The 18482-nt window shown below is 71.7% G+C and carries 17 protein-coding genes, 1 pseudogene and 1 riboswitch; of the genes and pseudogenes, 6 read left to right on the top strand and 12 right to left on the bottom strand.

The window, feature by feature from the left end; translation table 11 throughout:
* Nucleotides 1-67: 67 nt before the first annotated feature.
* Complete coding sequence (locus PCC79_RS13855) at nucleotides 68-1318, top strand: alpha-amylase family protein (protein ID WP_342372175.1); 1251 nt, start codon at nucleotides 68-70, stop codon at nucleotides 1316-1318.
* 23 nt (nucleotides 1319-1341) lie between these two features.
* Here the strand turns inward: PCC79_RS13855 and PCC79_RS13860 are convergent, their stop codons facing one another.
* Entirely contained in the window at nucleotides 1342-1965 is a 624-nt protein-coding gene (locus PCC79_RS13860; RefSeq protein WP_342372176.1) for a TrmH family RNA methyltransferase, read from the bottom strand.
* Between the two features lie 105 nt (nucleotides 1966-2070).
* Between PCC79_RS13860 and PCC79_RS13865 the strand changes: the two genes are divergently transcribed.
* Together PCC79_RS13865 and PCC79_RS13870 are read left to right on the top strand one after the other, a co-directional pair.
* The gene (locus tag PCC79_RS13865; RefSeq protein ID WP_342372177.1) at nucleotides 2071-3015 is read left to right on the top strand and encodes a DUF368 domain-containing protein; all 945 of its coding nucleotides are present in this window, start codon (nucleotides 2071-2073) and stop codon (nucleotides 3013-3015) included.
* Nucleotides 3016-3087: 72 nt separating this feature from the next.
* The gene (locus PCC79_RS13870; protein WP_232550098.1) at nucleotides 3088-3774 is read left to right on the top strand and encodes a DedA family protein; all 687 of its coding nucleotides are present in this window, start codon (nucleotides 3088-3090) and stop codon (nucleotides 3772-3774) included.
* A gap of 82 nt (nucleotides 3775-3856) precedes the next feature.
* Here PCC79_RS13870 and PCC79_RS13875 read toward each other — a convergent pair whose 3' ends face one another.
* Entirely contained in the window at nucleotides 3857-4660 is an 804-nt protein-coding gene (locus PCC79_RS13875; protein ID WP_342372178.1) for a LemA family protein, read from the bottom strand.
* Between the two features lie 58 nt (nucleotides 4661-4718).
* Nucleotides 4719-5261: an orotate phosphoribosyltransferase gene (gene pyrE, locus PCC79_RS13880; protein WP_232550100.1), complete on the bottom strand. Its 543-nt coding sequence runs from the start codon at nucleotides 5259-5261 to the stop codon at nucleotides 4719-4721.
* A 65-nt stretch (nucleotides 5262-5326) separates the two neighbouring features.
* Here pyrE and PCC79_RS13885 point away from each other — a divergent pair, with 65 nt between their 5' ends.
* The gene (locus tag PCC79_RS13885; protein ID WP_232550101.1) at nucleotides 5327-5512 is read left to right on the top strand and encodes a hypothetical protein; all 186 of its coding nucleotides are present in this window, start codon (nucleotides 5327-5329) and stop codon (nucleotides 5510-5512) included.
* 247 nt (nucleotides 5513-5759) lie between these two features.
* Here PCC79_RS13885 and PCC79_RS13890 read toward each other — a convergent pair whose 3' ends face one another.
* The 4 genes from PCC79_RS13890 to PCC79_RS13905 form a co-directional block, all read right to left on the bottom strand.
* Entirely contained in the window at nucleotides 5760-6422 is a 663-nt protein-coding gene (locus PCC79_RS13890) for a class E sortase (RefSeq protein ID WP_232550102.1), read from the bottom strand.
* Nucleotides 6423-6496: 74 nt separating this feature from the next.
* On the bottom strand, nucleotides 6497-7309 hold the full coding sequence (locus PCC79_RS13895; protein ID WP_342372179.1) for a fused MFS/spermidine synthase: 813 nt from the start codon (nucleotides 7307-7309) through the stop codon (nucleotides 6497-6499).
* A 16-nt stretch (nucleotides 7310-7325) separates the two neighbouring features.
* Nucleotides 7326-8174, bottom strand: a complete 849-nt coding sequence (locus PCC79_RS13900; protein WP_342372180.1) for an alpha/beta hydrolase — start codon at nucleotides 8172-8174, stop codon at nucleotides 7326-7328.
* A gap of 891 nt (nucleotides 8175-9065) precedes the next feature.
* On the bottom strand, nucleotides 9066-10202 hold the full coding sequence (locus PCC79_RS13905) for a hypothetical protein (RefSeq protein ID WP_342372181.1): 1137 nt from the start codon (nucleotides 10200-10202) through the stop codon (nucleotides 9066-9068).
* Between the two features lie 266 nt (nucleotides 10203-10468).
* Between PCC79_RS13905 and PCC79_RS13910 the strand changes: the two genes are divergently transcribed.
* Nucleotides 10469-10942, top strand: a complete 474-nt coding sequence (locus PCC79_RS13910; RefSeq protein ID WP_342372182.1) for a hypothetical protein — start codon at nucleotides 10469-10471, stop codon at nucleotides 10940-10942.
* Between the two features lie 51 nt (nucleotides 10943-10993).
* Here PCC79_RS13910 and clpB read toward each other — a convergent pair whose 3' ends face one another.
* Complete coding sequence (clpB, locus tag PCC79_RS13915; protein ID WP_342372183.1) at nucleotides 10994-13570, bottom strand: ATP-dependent chaperone ClpB; 2577 nt, start codon at nucleotides 13568-13570, stop codon at nucleotides 10994-10996.
* A gap of 196 nt (nucleotides 13571-13766) precedes the next feature.
* Between clpB and PCC79_RS13920 the strand changes: the two are divergent.
* Nucleotides 13767-13901: pseudogene (locus tag PCC79_RS13920) on the top strand (YnfA family protein); the annotation flags it as partial.
* Here PCC79_RS13920 and PCC79_RS13925 read toward each other — a convergent pair.
* From PCC79_RS13925 to thiC, 4 genes are all read right to left on the bottom strand, one after another.
* Nucleotides 13876-14541: a thiamine phosphate synthase gene (locus PCC79_RS13925; RefSeq protein WP_342372184.1), complete on the bottom strand. Its 666-nt coding sequence runs from the start codon at nucleotides 14539-14541 to the stop codon at nucleotides 13876-13878. The pseudogene PCC79_RS13920 and the gene PCC79_RS13925 overlap by 26 nt on opposite strands.
* The gene (gene thiM, locus PCC79_RS13930) at nucleotides 14541-15329 is read right to left on the bottom strand and encodes a hydroxyethylthiazole kinase (RefSeq protein ID WP_342372185.1); all 789 of its coding nucleotides are present in this window, start codon (nucleotides 15327-15329) and stop codon (nucleotides 14541-14543) included. The genes PCC79_RS13925 and thiM overlap by 1 nt, the downstream gene beginning before the upstream one ends.
* Nucleotides 15319-16659, bottom strand: a complete 1341-nt coding sequence (locus PCC79_RS13935; protein ID WP_342372186.1) for an MFS transporter — start codon at nucleotides 16657-16659, stop codon at nucleotides 15319-15321. The genes thiM and PCC79_RS13935 overlap by 11 nt, the downstream gene beginning before the upstream one ends.
* The gene (thiC, locus tag PCC79_RS13940; RefSeq protein ID WP_342372187.1) at nucleotides 16656-18365 is read right to left on the bottom strand and encodes a phosphomethylpyrimidine synthase ThiC; all 1710 of its coding nucleotides are present in this window, start codon (nucleotides 18363-18365) and stop codon (nucleotides 16656-16658) included. The genes PCC79_RS13935 and thiC overlap by 4 nt, the downstream gene beginning before the upstream one ends.
* Nucleotides 18360-18466: riboswitch (TPP riboswitch) on the bottom strand. (Overlaps the previous gene by 6 nt.)
* Between the last annotated feature and the right edge of the window lie 16 nt (nucleotides 18467-18482).

An 18482-nucleotide genomic window follows, 5' to 3' on the forward strand; every position in this document is an offset into this window, starting at 1 on the left:
CGTAGGTGAGTCCGACTCACCTCACCCCTCAGCAGCCCCGCGCACGTTCACCCGAGGAGGATCCCCCATGACCTGGACCGACCACGTGATCTGGTGGCACGTCTACCCGCTGGGATTCACCGGCGCGCCCATCCGGCCGGCCTCCGACGACGAGCGCGCCCTGACCCATCGCCTCGGCCACCTCACCGGCTGGCTCGACCACCTCGTCGGCCTCGGCTGCAACGGGCTGCTCCTCGGGCCGATCTTCACCTCGACGAGCCACGGCTACGACACCCTCGACCACCTGGAGATCGACCCCCGGCTCGGCGACGACGCCGACCTCGACGGACTCATCGCGGCGGCCCACGCCCGCGGCGTCCGGATCGTGCTCGACGGGGTGTTCAACCACGTGGGCGAGCACCACCCCCTCTTCCGCGCGGCGTTGGCCAGCCCGGACGCCCCCGAGAACGCCCTGTTCCGCATCGACTGGAGCTCCGGGGAGCCCCGCCCGGCCGACTTCGAGGGCCACGGCCAGCTCGTCGCGTTCAACCACGACTCCGACGCCGTGGTCGATCTCGTGGCCGACGTGATGCTCCACTGGCTGCGCCGCGGCATCGACGGCTGGCGCCTCGACGCGGCCTACGCGGTGCCCGCGGAGTTCTGGGCCAAGGTGCTGCCCCGCGTCCGGGCGGAATTCCCCGAGGCCTGGATCCTCGGCGAGATGATCCACGGCGACTACGCGGGGTACGCGCGGGCGTCCGGGCTCGATTCGGTGACGCAGTACGAGCTCTGGAAGGCGCTGTGGAGCTCGCTGCTGGACGCCAACTTCTTCGAGCTCGACCATGCACTGGGCCGCCACAACGCCCTGCTCGCCACGTTCGCGCCCAACACGTTCGTGGGCAACCACGACGTGACGCGCATCGCCACGCGCGTGGGCCAGGCGAAGGCCGTCCTCGCGGCCACCGTGCTGTTCACCGTCGGCGGCGTGCCGAGCGTCTACTACGGCGACGAGGAGGGCTTCACGGGCACCAAGCGCGAGGACTGGGGCGGTGACGACGACGTGCGCCCCTACCTGCCGGTGCACCCCGAGGAGCTGTCCGCGCTCGGAGCGCCCGTGCGTCACGCGTACGAGGGCCTCATCGCGCTGCGGCGCCAGCACCCATGGCTCATCCGCGCCCGCGTCGAGCCGGTGGAGCTGAGCAACACCCTATACGTGTACGACGCCGTCGGCGAGGGCGGCGAGCGGCTGCGCGTCGAGCTGGACGCCGACGCGGCGTCCGCGCGGATCACCCGCGACGGCACCGAGCTGTGGCGCACGGCGTCCGACCTGCCCGCCTGACGCGAGACCCGCGGCCCCCGGTGCTAGCCGGAGGCGTGCCGCAGGTTCCAGTGGTACATCGCGATGGCCGCGGCGGCACCCGCGTTCAACGAGCGCGTCGAGCCACGCTGGGTGATCGCCACCACCTGCGCGCACACCGCGACGACCTCGGCGGTCAGCCCGGGGCCCTCCGAGCCGAACACCAGGCAGCAGTCGCGGGGCAGGGCGGCGGTCTCGAGGGGCACCGAGCCCGGCAGGTTGTCGACCCCCACCGGCGTGACGCCCCGCGCCGCCAGCCAGCGGGCGAACTCCCCCACGTCGGCGTGGTGGTGCACGTGGAGATAGCGGTCGGTCACCATGGCGCCGCGGCGGTTCCAGCGCCGGCGTCCGAGCAGGTGGACGCCGGCCACGTTGAACGCGTTCGCGGTGCGCACCACCGAGCCGATGTTGAAGTCGTGCTCGAAGTTCTGGATGGCGACGTGCAGCGGGCTGCGGCGGGTGTCGAGGTCGGCGACGATCGCGTCCAGGCGCCAGTAGCGGTAGGCGTCCACCACGTTGCGGGCGTCGCCGGACGCCAACAGTTCCGGGTCGAGCCGCGGGTCGGCGGGCCAGGGCTCGGGGTGGGGGCCGACGCCGACCGCGGGAGCCGTGGGGTCGTCGGTTGCCATGGGCCCAAGGTAGCGGTTGCCACGCGGCGGCCGCGCGAGGCGGGATTCGTCGGACCCCGGCCCTACCATGGTGGGGCTCCACCCCCGTGACGCGAGAGAGAAACCATGAGTACGACGCAGCCGGCGCAGACCCCGTCCGCCCGCCCGGACGCCACCGACCGCCATCTCGACGCCCCCGAGTCCGTCGGCGCCTGGCTCGTCCGGCTGCTCAAGGGCATCGCCGTCGGCATCGGGTTCATCCTGCCCGGGCTCTCCGGGGGGGTGCTGGCCGTGATCTTCAAGATCTACGACCCGATGATCCGCTTCCTCGGCAACATCCGGCACCGGTTCGTCGCGAACGTGCGCTACTTCATCCCCGTCGGCATCGGCGCGGTGATCGGCATCATCTTGTTCTCGATCCTCGTCGCGGCCGCGTTCGGCCGCTACGAGGCGGCGTTCGTGTGCCTGTTCATCGGGTTCGTGATCGGCACGTTCCCGTCGCTGTGGCGTCAGGCCGGCAAGAACGGACGCGCCCCGAAGCACCTCGTGATCCTCGGCGTCTCCGCGGTGCTGATCTTCGCCCTGATGCTGTTCGGCGGCCAGATGGACCTGAACGTGCCCCCGTCGATCCCCGTGTGGTTCGGCTCCGGCGCGCTGATCGGCCTCGGCGTCATCGTGCCCGGCATGAGCCCGTCAAACTTCCTCATCTACTTCGGGCTCTACGACAAGATGGCCGAGGGCATCCGGGATCTCGACCCGACCGTCTTCATTCCGCTGTTCGTGGGCCTCGTCGCCTGCGTCCTGCTGTTCGCGAAAGCCGCAAGCTGGGCCTTCGACACCCACTACGCCGGCATGTACCACTTCATCCTCGGCATGGTCATCGGCTCATCGGTGGCCATCTTCCCGACGGTCGTGTTCACCGCCGAAGCAGTCGAGAAGGCTGGCCTGGGCCTGCCGCTGTTCCTCGTCTTCTGCGCCGCCATGCTGCTGGCGGGCATCGTGGCCTCGTGGTTGTTCAGCAAGGTCGAGGACCGCTACGCCGGCGAGCGGGACGCCATCGACGCGGGCTGACCTGCGCCCGCCGACACGGCGTGACGCCCGCTTCACAGGCGGCACTCAGCTGCGCGGCGTAGCGTCCACCCCATGACGTTGCCCGGCCTGGCGCCCCTGCTCCTGCCCGCGTGGTTGGACCCCGCCACCCTCATCCACGCGCTGGGCAACGGCGCCCTGTGGGGCGTGGCCGCGATCCTCATCATCGAGTGCGCGATCTTCCCCTTCCTGCCGGGGGACTCGCTGCTGTTCACCGTGGGCATGCTGATCGCCATGACGCCGCCCTCCATCACGTTCGGCACCCTGCCCCCGTGGGCCGTCCTGGTGATCTGCCTGCCGGTGCTCAGCGTCGCCGCCGTGCTCGGCAACGTCATCGGCTACAGCGTCGGCGCCCGCGTGGGGCCCCTGCTGTTTCGTCCGCGCCCCGGGTTCTGGGGCCGGGTGTTCGACCCGAAGCACGTGCTCACCACCCGCGCCTTCTTCGACAGCCACGGCCCGCGGGCCCTGCTGCTCGCGCGGTTCGTGCCCGTGCTGCGCACCTTCGTGACCCTCGTCGCCGGGGCGTCCGGCATGGCCCGCGGCACCTTCCTGCGCTGGACGGCGGTCGGTGGCGTCGCGTGGGCGGTGCTGCTGACCCTGGCCGGCTACTTCCTGGGCCAGGTGCCGTTCGTCGGCGACAACATCGAGGTGGTGTTGGTCGCCATCGTGGCCGTCTCGCTGCTGCCCATGGTCATCGAGTGGGCGCTCGGACGCCGCCGCTCGCCCGACCCGCGCGGCTGAGACGGCCCCACACGTCCCGGACGCCCGTGCGGGCCCCGTCCGAATCGGACGAGGCCCGCACGGGCGTCGGTGGCTCAGGCGATCAGCGCTGGGCCGGCGGCTCTGTGGCGTCCGGGTACTGCGTCGGACGGTCCGCCGGCTGCGGCTGCTGATCGAACTGGTTCTGCTGGTCGAACTGGATCGACCCACGCTCCTGGCCCTGCGGGTTGGGCAGCTCGTTCGGCGCGCTGGTGCCCAGCTGGCCGGACGCCGGCGTCGCACCACCGCCGGCGGGGGCGTCCCCGCGGTAGCTGATCTCACCGAAGCTGACGTTGGGGGTGCTGCGGACCTCGGGGTCGTTGACCTCGAAGTACGTCGCCTTCTGGAAGTTGAACTGGTTGGCGATCATGTTGCTGGGCACCGACTCGATGCGCGTGTTGTAGTTGCGCACGTTGGCGTTGTAGTAGCGGCGGCCGGCGGCGATGCGATCCTCCGTCTCGGCCAGCTGGCGCTGGAGCTCGAGGAAGTTCTGGTTGCTCTTGAGCTCCGGGTACGCCTCGACGCTCACCATCAGGCCGCGCACGGCACCGGTCAGCTGCTCCTCCACCTGGGCGCGCTCGGCCGAGGGCACCTCGCCGTGCTCGGACGAGCTCAACTGCTGCGCCTGCGAGCGCAGCCGGACGATGCCCTCGAGGGTGTTGCGCTCGTGCCCGGCAAAGGCGCGGACCGTCTCGACCAGGTTGGGGATGAGTTCGTAGCGGCGGTTCAGCTCCACGTCGACCTGTCGCCAGGACTCCTGGATCAGGTTGCGCTGCCGGATGAAGCCGTTGTAGGCGCTGAGGCCCCAGCCGACGACGCCGACGACGACGAGCAGCAGGACGATCAGGATGATCTCGATCGGACCCATGGTTCTCCTTCGGGTGTGCTGCGACCACCCTAGCCGGTGACCCCCGCGTGGTCGGGGATCAGCCCAGACCGAGGTCGGCGAGCCCCACCGCGAAGCGGTACGGCAGCCCGGCGGCCTCGATGAGCTCCCGGACGCCGGTGTTGCGGTCGACGATCGTCGCGACGCCGACGACGGTGCCGCCCGCCTCCTGCACCGCCTCCACGGCCTGCATCACGGACCCCCCAGTGGTCGAGGTGTCCTCCACCACCAGGACGGGACGGCCCGCCACCTCGGTGCCCTCGATGCGCCGCTGGAGCCCGTGCGCCTTGGACTCCTTGCGCACGACGAACGCGTCCAGCCGTTGGCCGGACGCCGCCGCGGCGTGCAGCATGGCGGTGGCCACCGGGTCGGCGCCGAGGGTCAGCCCACCGGCGGCGTCGAAACTCCAGTCGGCGACCAGCTCGCGCATGACGCGTCCGACCAGCGGGGACGCCACCCCGTCGAGGGTGACACGGCGCAGGTCGACGTAGTAGTCGGCCTCCTTGCCGGACGCCAGCGTCACCTTCCCCCACACCACCGCGGTGTTCTTGATGTGGCCGATGAGTTCGTCGCGATCGCTCATGGCCGTGAGCCTACCGAGGGCGCGGACCGTCGGGTCAGCGACGGAGGTGTCCATGTCGCCACCAGGTGCTGCGCGCGCTGGACGTCTGCTTGGGCGCGGGGGTGGCCGACCACCTCACCGGCTTCACCACCCCCGTCGACTTCACCGCCGGCGTGGGCATCCTGGCCGTGCTCGCTGCTGCGCTCGCCGCGATGCCACCGGCCACGTACGCGGCCCGGTTGGATCTGGTGGCCGCGATGCGCACCCCGTGAGCCATGGGCGGTGGATCCCCGCGACGAAAACGTGACACTCGATGAGAGACCGGGTCGCCCGTTGAGCGTAAACGTCGAATGAGTGCGCACTCACTGTCGCCTTTTCGTCGCATCCGGCCGAGCACGGCGCGGGTCAGGCACTCAACAAGTCGGGCGAGGCGCACAGCGGACAAGCGCAAACCGGGCAGGCGCAGATCGGGGACCGGCCCCTGGCCGGACGCACGGCGGTTGAGGCCGAACCTGCTGCCTACTTCTGCTGCGTCGACACCAGGGTGGCGAACGCGATCGCCCGGTTGTCGGAGCGGAACAGATCGTGGCAGGTGGTGAGCGTCAGGAGCGCTTCGGTGGGGCGCACCTCCGGATGGCCGGGCACCGGCTGCAGCACCCAGGTGTCGGTGTCCTTGACGGTCATCTCGGCCGGGTTGTTGGTGAGCGCATAGGTGAAGATGGCGTCGGCCGTCTCGACGACGACCTCGTCACCGGCCCGGAGATCCAGCAGCGGGGCGAGCGGTCCCCGAGTCCCGCGGTGGCCGGCGACGGCGAAGTTGCCCAGCTGGCCGGGCTCGGCGGTGCCCTCGTACCAGCCCAGCCCGCGCTTGAGGGTGGGCAGGTCGGCACCGACGAGGACGGGCTGTTCGAAGTCGTCGCCGAACGCGGGGATCCGCAGCAGCGCGACGGCGTCCCCCGGCAGCGGACGCCCGGGCTCGGCGTTCGCCTCCCATTGCTCGCGCAGCTCGGCGCGCTCTTGGGCGGCGACCTGTGGGTCGACGAGCGGGTTCCAGAACAGGTCGTAGCTCGACCATCCCAGAACGCCCAGGCCCAGCACGAGGCAGATGACTCCGACCGCGGTGACGACGCGGCCACCACGGCGCGGCTTGGCCGCTCGCTGGGGACGGGTCGTCGTGCTCACCGCCTCAGTATGCCTCGTTCGGATGCCGTGTCCGGCCGGTGTCGAGCTGGTGGGGTGTCCTTCCGGGCGGGCCCCTAGGAGAACCAGGTGCCCCGCTTGGGCACCGGTGATGCCTGGGCATCGGCGTCGGTGAACGGCGAGGCGTCGGAGATCCAGTCGACCACCTCGCGCCCGGCCAGCACCCGGTACGGGAACGCGGCCCGCGCGGCGAGCCGCGAGAGCTCGGTGGCGGGCAGCACGGCGTCGGACGCCACCACCACCAGGTTGCCGAAGCGCCGCCCCTTCCACACCGGCGACTCCGCACTCACCATCACCTGCCGGAAGCTCCCCCGCACCCCGGCGACGAAGCGGCGGGCCCAGCCGAAGGGGGCGCGGTCGGTGATGTTGGCGCACAACACCGCGCCGCGACGCCGGCGCAGCGCCAGGTCGTCGAAGAACTCCGCGGTGGTCAGCGAGGCCGGCACCCGAGGGCCGTCGAAGGCGTCCAGCACGAGGGCGTCCAAGTAGTCAAGCGGCATGGCGGCCAACCCCGAGCGGCCGTCCACCACCCGCACCTTGATGCCGGACTGCTTGGGGAGCGGCAACAGCCGCCGGACGTCGTCGACGAGGTCGGCGTCCGGCTCACACACGATCTGGGCCGTGCCCGGACGCCGCGCCGCCACCCACCGCGGGATCGACAGCCCGCCGCCGCCGAGGTGCACCACACGGACGCGCTCGTCAGCGGGGCGGGCCAGCACCGTCGCGCCGAGCGCCTCGGTGATGCGCTGGACGTACTCGAACTCCAGGTGCAGCGGGTCGTCGGGGTTGACGTAGGACTGGGACGTCTCCCCCGCCACCACGCGGAACGCGCCGGGGTGGAAGGGATCGGCCTCCAGGTGTGCACGCATGGCGTCCGCGTGAGGCTCAGAGGGAGGCGATGAAATCGAGCAACACCCGGTTGAACTCGTCGGCATGGCTGACGTTGATGCCGTGCGGGCCGCCGGCGACCACGTGCAGCCGCGAGCCCTGGATGAGCGCGTGGGCCCGCTGGCCGGACGCCTCGAACGGCACATTGTTGTCGGAGTCGCCGTGGATGACCAGCGTGGGCACGGTGAGCTTCGCCAGGTCGGCGCGGAAGTCGGTGGCCCAGGCGATGATGCTGTCCTGCAGCGCCTGGTCGGAGCCCTGGCCGGCGATCCGCAGGGCCTCGTCGAGCTGGGACTGACTGACGGCGAGGGCGTCCGGATTGCTGAAAAAGTTGGTCATGAACTGGGCCAGGAAGCCCTGACGGTCGCCCCGGCACTGGTTGCGGAGCTCGGCGAACCCCTCGAACGGCATGCCGCCGTCGGGGTTGTCTCCGGTGATGCAGAGGGCGGGCGTGACGGACGCGGCGAGCACGGCCCCGGCGACGCGCCGCTGCCCGTAGGTCCCGAGGTAACGGGCCACCTCCCCGCCGCCCATCGAGAAGCCGACGAGGACGGCGCCGTCAAGGTCGAGCTGGGTGATGATCTCGTCCAGGTCGCGCGCGAAGGTGTCGTAGTCGTAGCCGTTGGGGGCCTTGTCGGAGCGGCCGAACCCGCGGCGGTCGTAGGCGATGACGCGGTGCCCGGCGGCGACGAGGGCATCGGTCTGCGCGCTCCACGCCTCGGCGGACAGCGGCCAGCCGTGAATCAGCACCACGGGGCGTCCCCGGCCCCCGGAATCCTCGACGTAGAGCTGGATCGGGGTCATCTCGGTGACCGGTGATTCCTTGGGCACGGTGAGGTACGGCATGAGGGGCTCCTGTGTGTGGCGTTACCCCGACCCTAGCCAGCCCACCCCCTGTTCGGGACCCCCGCCGGGCCGGTGCGGGCGCCCAGAGGCGCGCCGACACGCTCACTTGGGGCTCAAACTCCGGGATTGGTGGCGGAGTTTGAGACAGAAGATGGAGTTTGAGGGCGTCGAGGGAGCTGCGGGGCGTCCGTGCGGCCGCCAGAGGGCATTCAGCATCCGGCATCTCGACGAGGCCGACTTGTGCATGGGTTTCTCGACGCACTCCGGGTGGCTGGCGTCGACGAGGCCGACTTGTGCATGGACTCTCGACGCAATCCGGGCGGCTGGCGTCGACAACGCCGACTTGTGCATGGACTCTCGACGCAATACGGGCGGCTGGCGTCGACAAGGCTGGCTTGTGCATGGGTTCTCGACGCGAGCGGCGCCTGCAGCAGCAGCCCTTACGCGGTGACGCCTCGGCATGGAAGCAGCCGGGCCCGCAAGCCCTGCCCGCACCGCCCGGGGGGCAGCGTGCGAGAGAGTCCCCCTGCCGATGCCCTCGCCGCCCTGCCCAAGGGCTCGCCTCCCTGCCCATCCCTCCGCCGCCCTGTTCGAAGCCAACCTCCCCAGCGTTGCGACGGCAGGGTCGTGCGCGTCGGACAGGGAGGCGGCGGTTGGGGCAGGGACGCGGCAGTACCGGCAGGGAAGACGCGGCAGTACCGGCAGGGGGGAGGCAGTACCGACAGGGGGGCGGCAGTCAGGACAGGAGGCGGCAGTACCGGCAGGGACGCGGCGGTTACCGCAGAGCGCCGGCCACCCCAAAAGAACCCGGCAGGGACCCCCTGGCTGCTGTAGGGATCCGACTGCCCCACGGGGTTCCAGACGGACGCGACCCCTTGGGCAGGGACGCGATCAGGCGTCTGCGGGGGCGGCGTCCGGGGCGATCAGATTCGGGTAGGCGGCATCGAAGGCGTATCGGAACTCCGCGAACGTCAGGACGCGCCCGGCCGGACGTGCGGCGTCCGACACCGTGGCCGCCCACTGCGCGGCACGCGCTCGCTGGTTCGGCGTGCCGTGGTGGCCGCCGCTGTCGAAGGCGCAGTCGCCGACGGTGCGGGCCACGGCCACGAACTGCTCCACCCGCTGCTCGCGCAGGTCCAGCCCGGCGGGGTGTGCGGAGTAGTAGGCGGCGGTCGCATCGGCCATGAGCTCCAGATAGCGGGTCTCCTCCGGCTCGCCGGTGTAGGCGTCGTAGAGCCCCGCCGCCAGCTGGACGGTGTGCCCCACCTCGTGCGCCGTGATGAACGGGCCCGCCACGTCGGCGTACCCGAGGTCGTCATACCCCACCAGCAGGCCGTGCCCAATGATGATGCGGTTGGCCGAGTCGTCACCGGGGTCACCCGACGCGAACGCCCCGAAGCTCAGGATGGGGTGGCGCCCCTGCTGCAGGCCCGGGCTGAGCCGCACGTACGCGGTGACCAGGCGCCCGTAGAGCTGGGCCGTGGCGGCGTCGAACCCGAACACCAGGCCACCGATGCGGGCCACCTTCGCCGCGTCGCGCACCATCTCCGAGCGCATGCCGAGCAACTGCGTCGCGGGAAGGGCGGGCGTCCAGAACGCCCGCGCACCGGTGAAAGCGCCGGCGACGGCAGCGTCCGGGGCGGCGTAGAAGGGGTCGGCCGCATCGCCGAACATCATGGCGTCATACGTCGGGTAGGCGTCCAACGCCGTGAATTGGATCACGAGTCGATCCACGGTCGAGAACGACGCGACCTGCTCCTGAACCCAGGCGTCCAGCTCGGTGGGGCCGCACTCGTAGAGCGTCGGATCGATGACATCGGTCTCCTGCCGCAATGCCGCCACCCGGCGCGCGGCGTCAGCCGGCAGCAACGCCTTGATACGCGCGAGGGCCGCTTTCTGCAGAGCGGCGCGCTGCACGGACGCCGACGGAGCGGCTTGGGCGGTGGGCGCGAAACCCACCGTTCCCAGCGCAAGAACCAAGGCGAGCAGGAGGGCACTCAGGGTGTGACGGAGCGGGCGAGGAATCATGGGGGGCGTCCTTCTTCGAGTCCCCTGGCGCGGGCCTCTGGGGGCTGGGGGTTGGGTGCTGCACAGCGTGCACCCACGTCGGGCAGTCCCGCAGCGAATTCACTCGATCGTCTCGCCCCCCAAGACGCCACCCGGCACTCCCCACCGGACGCCGCTCCGGTTGCTCCCCGAGGCCCGCTCGCCTAGCGTCATCCGGGGCGGCTCCGACCGAGCGCCGGCCCGCAGCCGGCGTCTCAGCGCCTCCCTGCCCGCCCGAACCTCAGGAGATGAGCAGCATGACGCCCCGCCAGACCGCCTGGGCCCGCTTCGCCGGACGCCTGCTCATGGTGGCCCTCGTCGCCGTGCTGGCCACGGTGCTGCTCGCCCTCACCCCCGGCCAGGGCGTGCTGCTGTTCTGTTCCGTCGTGCCGCTGCTCGTGGTGAGTGCCGTCCTGGACGCCCGCGAGGTGCAGACGTGGTGGGTCCGCTTCATCGCCGTCGCCGTGGCGGGCGCTGCGTTCTTCGTTCCGGTCGCGGTGGCCACCGGTCTGAACGTCGTCGCCGGCATCGGCATCACGCTCACGGTGGCCGCGGCGTTCGCCTTCAACCAGCTGTTCGACCGCCTCGGACGCCGCCCGCGCCCCGGTGACCTGCCGCCGTCGGGCACGCCGGAGCCGACCACGCGGCGCACCAGCACCCCCGGGACAACCGCCGCGACAGCCCGGCCCCGCACGCAGAAGCGCAAGCGCCCCCGCCGCTGAGCCGGGCCCCGGCCGGCGCCCCGCCGGCACCGCGATCAGCCCACCACCGCGTCAGTTGACGACGGTCAGCCCCGCGTCGTCGGCACCCACGTCGAAGGTGATCGCGTCCCCCTCGTGCAGCTCGCCGGCCAGCAGTCGGCGGGCGAGGGCGTCCTCGACCGAGGTCTGGATCAGCCGCTTGAGCGGACGCGCGCCGTACACCGGGTCGAACCCCGTCGCGGCCAGCCAGGCCTTGGCGGCGTCGGTCAGCTCCAGCGTGATGCGCCGATCGGCCAGCCGCGCGGCCACCCGGGCGAGCTGAATCTCGACGATGTGCGTCAGGTCGTCCTGGGACAGCGGGTCGAACATCACGATGTCGTCCAGCCGGTTGAGGAATTCCGGCTTGAACGCCTGCCGCACCACGCCCATCACGGCGTCGCGCTTCGTGGACGCCTGCAGGGCCGGATCGGCGAGGTACTGCGAGCCCAGGTTGCTCGTCATGATGAGGATGACGTTGCGGAAGTCCACCGTGCGGCCTTGGCCGTCGGTGAGGCGTCCGTCGTCGAACACCTGCAGCAGGATGTTGAACACGTCGGGGTGCGCCTTCTCCACCTCGTCGAGCAGGACGACCGAGTACGGACGCCGCCGCACCGCCTCGGTGAGCTGGCCGCCCTCCTCGTACCCGACGTAACCCGGGGGGGCACCAACGAGCCGCGACACGGAGTGCTTCTCGCCGTACTCGCTCATGTCGATGCGCACCATGGCGCGCTCGTCGTCGAACAGGAACGCCGCCAGCGACTTCGCCAGTTCGGTCTTGCCAACGCCGGTGGGCCCCAGGAACAGGAACGAACCGGTCGGCCGGTTCGGGTCGCTGATGCCCGCCCGGCTGCGGCGCACGGCGTCCGACACCGCGGCCACCGCCTCGCGCTGGCCGATGAGGCGGCGTCCGAGCTGGTCCTCCATCGTGAGGAGCTTCTCGCTCTCGCCCTGCAGCATCTTGCCGACCGGGATGCCCGTCCAGCTGCTGACCACCTCGGCGATGTCGGCAGCCGACACCTCCTCGGCCACCATCGGGACGCGGCTGGCCTCCTCCTCGGCGGCCGAATCGAGCTCGGACTCCAGCTGGGGGATGCGGCCGTAGAGAATTTCGGACGCGTGCGTCAGGTCGCCCTCGCGCTGCGACCGCTCGGCCTCGGCGCGCAGGGCGTCGACCTCCGCCTTGATCTCGCCGACCCGGTTGAGGCCCTGCTTCTCGGCCTCCCACCGCGCCTCGAGTCCGCGGAGCTCCTCCTGGGCGTCGGCCAGCTCGGCGCCGAGCCGGTCGCGGCGCTCGGTGCTGGCGGCATCCTCCTCCTTCTCGAGGGCGAACTGCTCCATGGTCATGCGGTCGATCTGGCGGCGGAGCTGGTCGATCTCCTCCGGGCTGGAGTCGATCTCCATGCGCAGCCGCGACGCCGACTCGTCGATCAGGTCGATGGCCTTGTCAGGCAGCTGGCGGCTGGTGATGTAGCGGCTCGAGAGCTGCGCGGCGGCCACGAGCGCGCTGTCGGTGATGCGCACCTTGTGGTGCGCTTCGTAGCGCTCACGCAGCCCGCGCAGGATGGCGATCGTGTCCTCCACGCTCGGCTCGCCGACGAACACCTGCTGGAAGCGGCGCTCCAGCGCCGGATCCTTCTCGATGCGCTCGCGGTACTCGTCCAGCGTGGTGGCGCCGATCATGCGCAGCTCGCCGCGGGCGAGCATCGGCTTGAGCATGTTGCCGGCGTCCATGGCGCCCTCGCCGGACGCCCCCGCGCCGACAACCGTGTGCAGCTCGTCGATGAACGTGACGACCTGGCCCTGCGATTCGGTGATTTCGCTGAGGACGGCCTTGAGCCGCTCCTCGAATTCACCGCGGTACTTGGCGCCGGCCACCATGGACGCCAGGTCGAGGCTGACGACGCGGCGTCCCTTCAACGAATCGGGCACGTCACCCTCGATGACGCGCTGGGCGAGGCCCTCGACGACGGCGGTTTTGCCGACCCCGGGCTCGCCGATGAGAACCGGGTTGTTCTTCGTGCGGCGGCTCAGCACCTGCACGACGCGCCGGATTTCCGTGTCGCGACCGATCACCGGGTCGAGCTTGCCCTCGCGGGCGCGCTCGGTGAGATCGACGGAGTACTTCTCCAGCGCCGACTCGCCCCCCTCGGCCTCGGCGCTGGTGACGCGCTTGCCACCACGCGCGGCGTTGAATGCCTCGGTGAGCTTGTCGGGGGTCGTCACCTTGGTGAGGATCGGCTGCGCGTCGGACGCCACGGCCGTCAGCGCGATGAGCAGGTGCTCGGTGGCGACGAAGTCGTCACCCAGCTGCTCGGCACGGGTCTCGGCGTCGGCGAGAACACGGGCGAAGCTGCCGGACAGCTGCGGCTGGCTCACCGAGGAGCCCGTCGAGCTGGGCAGCTTCTTGATCGCGGTCTGGGCCGCCGTGTCGATGGCGGCGGGGTCGGCGCCGACCGCGCTCAGCAGGGTGCCGACCGTGTTGTCGGGCACCATCAGCAGCGCGTGCAGCAGGTGGCTCGGCTCGGCCTGCGGGTTGCCCGCAGTGAGCGCGTTGCGGAGTGCGGCCGAGACGGCGTCCCGACTCTTGGTGGTGAGCTTGGCAGTGTCCATGGGTGCGTTCCTCCCCGGAGGTCTTGAAGAAGTTGAGTCCATCAGACTCAACCATCCTAAGGGGTCCCCTATTCCGTTGGCTCCTGCCGGGGAGGCGTCAGTCGCCGTCCGCCCAGAATCCCGGGCCGACGATCAGGGTGAGGTCGCCCGTGAGGGTCACTTCCCAATCGGTAGCAGTCGCGCCCCACGCGACCTGGGCGTCCATCTCTGCGGCAGCCTGCCCTGGGGGATGGTCGTCGACGGCTTCCGACCCGACCGCTACGACGTGATCGGCGCGCTCGTGTGCCTCGTCGGCGTGACGGTCATCATGTACGCCCCGCGCCCGGCCTGACCGCGTCCCACGCCGCCAGCGACCGCCGGACGACGTCGGCCGGATCGGCCGCCCCGGTGATCGCGCGCACCATGGCGACCCCGGCGACGCCCGTGCCCGCCAGATCGGCCACGTCCTCGACGCCCACGCTGCCGATAGCGACGATCGGCAGACGGGACGCCTCGACCAGCGGCCGGTAGCCCTCGACGCCGAGCGGCTCGCGTCCGGAGTCCTTCGTGGGCGTGGGCCGGAACGGTCCCGCGCCGAGGTAGTCGACCACGCCGACGAGCGATTGGGCCTGGAGGACCAGATCGAGGGTGCCCGTGGTGAACCCGATCACGGCATCGTCGCCGAGCAGCGCGCGGGCCGCCGGCGGCGGCAGGTCGTCGGCGCCGAGGTGGACGCCGTGCACGCGGCGTCCGGCCCGTCGCGCCGCGTAGGCGACGTCGGCCCGGTCGTCGACCAGCACGCGGGTGGTGGGGTTGGCCGCACCGACGGCGTCCGCCACCGCGCCGAGCAGCGCGAGCAGCTCGCGGGTGGAGGCCTCCTTGGCACGCACCTGGACGATGCCGGCGCCCGCGGCGGCGGCTGCGGCGGCCACCTCGACGGTGTGACGGTCGGACCCGGCGGTGACCAGGTACACGCGCAGATCGATGCCCATCACTGCTCCTCGCATCGCACGGCAGCGACGTCGGCCGCGGTCAGGGTATCGAGCGTATCGATCAGCGCGGCCCTGAAGCTGCCCGGCCCGGACGCCTGCGCCGCGGCCCGCTCCCCCGCCGCACCCAGCCACGCAGACGCCGCCAGCGCCGCCTCGAACGGGGGCGCGACGGCACAGCACGCGGCGACGAGGCCGCCCAGCAGACAGCCGGTGCCGGTGACGCGGGTGAGCAGCGGGTGCCCCGCCCGGACGCCCACCACCCGGTCGCCGTCGGTGACGAGGTCGACGTCGCCGGAGACGGCCACCACGCACCCGTGCGTCTGGGCCAGGGAGCGCGCCGCGCCCAGGGCGTCCTGCACCCCGTGGACGGCATCGGCACCCCGCCCGCCGGCTCCGCTCCCCGCCAGGGCCACGACCTCCGACGCGTTGCCCCGCACGACCGCCGGCGCACGCGTGACGAGCTCGCGGGCCAGCCGCGCCCGGACGGGGGCGACCCCGACGGCGGTGGGATCCAGCACCCACGGCCGTCCGGCGGCGCGGGCGACGTCGACGGTGGGCGGGATGCCGGCCATGGCGTCCGTGCTGAGCGTGCCGAGGTTGATCAGCAGGGCGTCGGCGAGGGCGTCCATGGTGGGCGCCTCGGCCCGCGTCTCGGTCATCATCGGACGCGCGCCGGCGGCGAGGAGGCCGTCGGCCACGATCCCCATCGAGACGGTGGCCATCAGGCAGTGCACGAGCGGGGGGTGGGCGCGGACGGCGTCCACGACGGGCGCGAGGTCAGTGGGCATCCAGGGTGTTCCTCTCGATGTCGGTGGGCGTCATGGCCGGACCGGCGGCGGCGCAGCCCGCGACCATCAGCCCGCCCAGCGCCAGCAGGGCCATCACCGGCAGGTCCGGGCCGAAGCGGTCGACGAGCGGCGGCAGGTAGAAGGGGTACAGCGCGGGCCCCACGATCGACAGCGAGTAGGCGGTGCCGTACGCCGTCGCCCGCACCCGGGTCGGGAAGATCTCGTTGAGGTAGGCGCCGATCGGCCCGTACAGCGTGACGGTCGAGACCTGCAGGGCGGCGACGCCGACGAGGGCGACGCCCAGGGCGCCGGGGCCCGCGGCGTCCGGCCGGCCGAGGACGCCCCACCAGAGCGCTGGCGCCGCCGCGGCCGCGAGGGTGCCGACGACGACGAAGAACCGGCGGCGTCCGGTAAGGGTGGAGAGGTGGCCGGTGCGGGCCATGACGAGCGCCTGGGCCACCGACGCCACCCCGAGCACGAGCGACACCTCCAGCGGGGTGATCCCGAGCCCGGGCAGGCGTTGCGCGACGACGATCACGACCATGTTGGTACAGAACCACAGGCCCGTCATCAGCCCGAAGACGCGCCAGAACGGTCCGGCCCAGCGCCCCGCCAGCACGTCGGCGAGCCCGACCGCCTCGCCGGGCGTCCGACGGCGCCGGACGAACACGGGCGCGTCCGCGACGCGCCGGGCATAGAAGACGAGCATGACGAGCGAGGCCAGCCCCCCGGCCACGAACGACACCCGCCAGCCCCAGGCGGCGTAGGCGTCCGGGCCGAGCAGGGCCAACAGGGCGACGGTGACGAAGGCGATCGTGGCCTGCGCCCACGGGGCCATCGCCATGATGCGACCCGAGACGAGCCCGCGGCGCCGCGGGGTGGACCACTCCATGGCGAGCGGGATCGCGGACGTGTACTCCCCGGCCAGGAACGCTCCCCCGACGAAGCGCAGGGCGATGAGGAGGCCGATGGTGGCCGCGCCGAGCATGTGCCAGTCCGGAACAGCGGCGATGCCGAGCGTGCAGGCGGCCGTCCCGGCGAGGGCGATCTTGGTGGTGCGGGTCCGGCCGATGCGGTCGGCGACCTGACCGAAGACCATGGCGCCCACGGGGCGTCCGATGAGGGTGGCCATGATCACGAGGGCCGCGGTGGTCGCCGTCGCGTGCGGCCCGGCCAGCGCCGGCAGCGCGGGGGCCAGCGCGGTCACGGGCAGGAAGATGTTCACCTGATCGACGTAGTTGCCCCACACACCGCCGCGGACGGCCGAGCGCCCGTCCGGGGACAGCTCGGGAACGAGCCCGCCCCGACGCCGCACCGACGGCAGGGTCACCGGCGCACCTCGGCGACGTCGAGGTAGACCGAGCCGCCCCGCTCACGGAACTCGCGGGACTTGGCCGCCATACCCTCCTGCGCCCCGTCGGCGTAGCGGGCGCGGATGTCGGCGCTGATCCGCATTGAGCAGAACTTCGGCCCGCACATGGAGCAGAAGTGCGCCGTCTTGGCGGGCTCCGCCGGCAGGGTCTCGTCGTGGAAGGCGATGGCGGTCTCGGGATCCAGCGAGAGGGCGAACTGGTCGTGCCAGCGGAACTCGAAGCGGGCCTTGCTCAGGGCGTCGTCGCGCACCTGCGCGCCGGGGTGGCGCTTGGCGACGTCGGCTGCGTGGGCGGCGATCTTGTACGTGATCACGCCGGTCTTGACGTCGTCGCGGTTGGGCAGGCCCAGGTGCTCCTTGGGCGTGACGTAGCAGAGCATCGCGGTGCCGTGCATCGCGATCACCGCGGCGCCGATGGCCGAGGTGATGTGGTCGTAGCCGGGCGCGATGTCGGTGACGAGCGGGCCCAGCGTGTAGAAGGGGGCGCCGTGACACCACTCCTGCTCGAGCTCGACGTTCTCGGGCACCAGGTCCAGCGGGATGTGCCCGGGACCCTCGACCATCACCTGCACGTCGTGGGTCCAGGCACGCTCGGTGAGCTCGGCCAGCGTCCTCAGCTCGGCGAACTGGGCCTCGTCGTTGGCGTCCGCGATGGAGCCGGGCCGCAGCCCGTCGCCGAGGCTGAACGCGATGTCGTAGGCGGCGAAGATCGCGCACAGCTCGTCGAAGTGCTCGTACAGGAAGGACTCGCGGTGGTGGGCCAGCATCCAGCCGGCCATGATCGAGCCGCCGCGGCTGACGATGCCGGTGACCCGCTCGGCGGTCAGCGGCACGTAGCGCAGCAGGACGCCGGCGTGCACGGTCATGTAGTCCACGCCCTGCTCGGCCTGCTCGATGACGGTGTCGCGGTACACCTCCCAGGTGAGGTCCTCGGCCTTGCCGTCCACCTTCTCCAGCGCCTGATAGAGCGGCACGGTGCCGATGGGGACCGGCGCGTTGCGGATGATCCACTCCCGCGTGGTGTGGATGTCGTCGCCGGTGGACAGGTCCATCACCGTGTCGGCTCCCCAGCGGGTGGCCCACGTGAGCTTCTCGACCTCCTCGGCGATCGAGCTGGTGACCGCCGAGTTGCCGATGTTGGCGTTCACCTTGGTGAGGAAGGCCCGCCCGATGATCATGGGCTCTGACTCAGGGTGGTTGATGTTGGCCGGGATGATCGCCCTGCCGGCAGCGACCTCCTCGACAACCTTCTCGACCGCGACGCCCTCGCGCAGGGCGACGTAGCGCATCTCCGGGGTCACGACGCCGGTGCGCGCGTAGTGCATCTGGGTGACGCGGCGGCCCTCCTTCGCGCGCACGGGCGCGTGGGCGCGTCCCCGCCATTGCTCGGACGCCGCACCGCGGCGGACGGCGGTGCGCCCGTCGTCCGCCAGGTCGCGCGGACGCACCTCGTGGCGTTCGGTGTCGCCGCGGTCGTCGATCCACGCCTGGCGGGACGGGGGCAGGCCCTGCGTCGGGTCCACCTCGGGGCCGCACGTGCGGTAGACGAGCACGTCGGGATTGGGCCGCCCGTCGGGTGAGTCGGCGAGGCTGATCGCGGTCACCGGGACCGTGACGTCGCCGTCGGTGAGCGTGCTGGGGCGGTGCTGCGGATGCGTCTCCATGGACATCTCTCTTCCTACGCCGGCATGATCCGGACAGGTTCGACGGTCCAGGCAGCGTCAGCCTGATCTCAGCCCGTGCTCGGGCGCCCGTGGGATGTCCTCATCTAAGCACATCTG

Origin of the sequence: Propioniciclava soli (assembly GCF_038502305.1) — a bacterium.
Classification (GTDB): domain Bacteria; phylum Actinomycetota; class Actinomycetes; order Propionibacteriales; family Propionibacteriaceae; genus Propioniciclava; species Propioniciclava soli.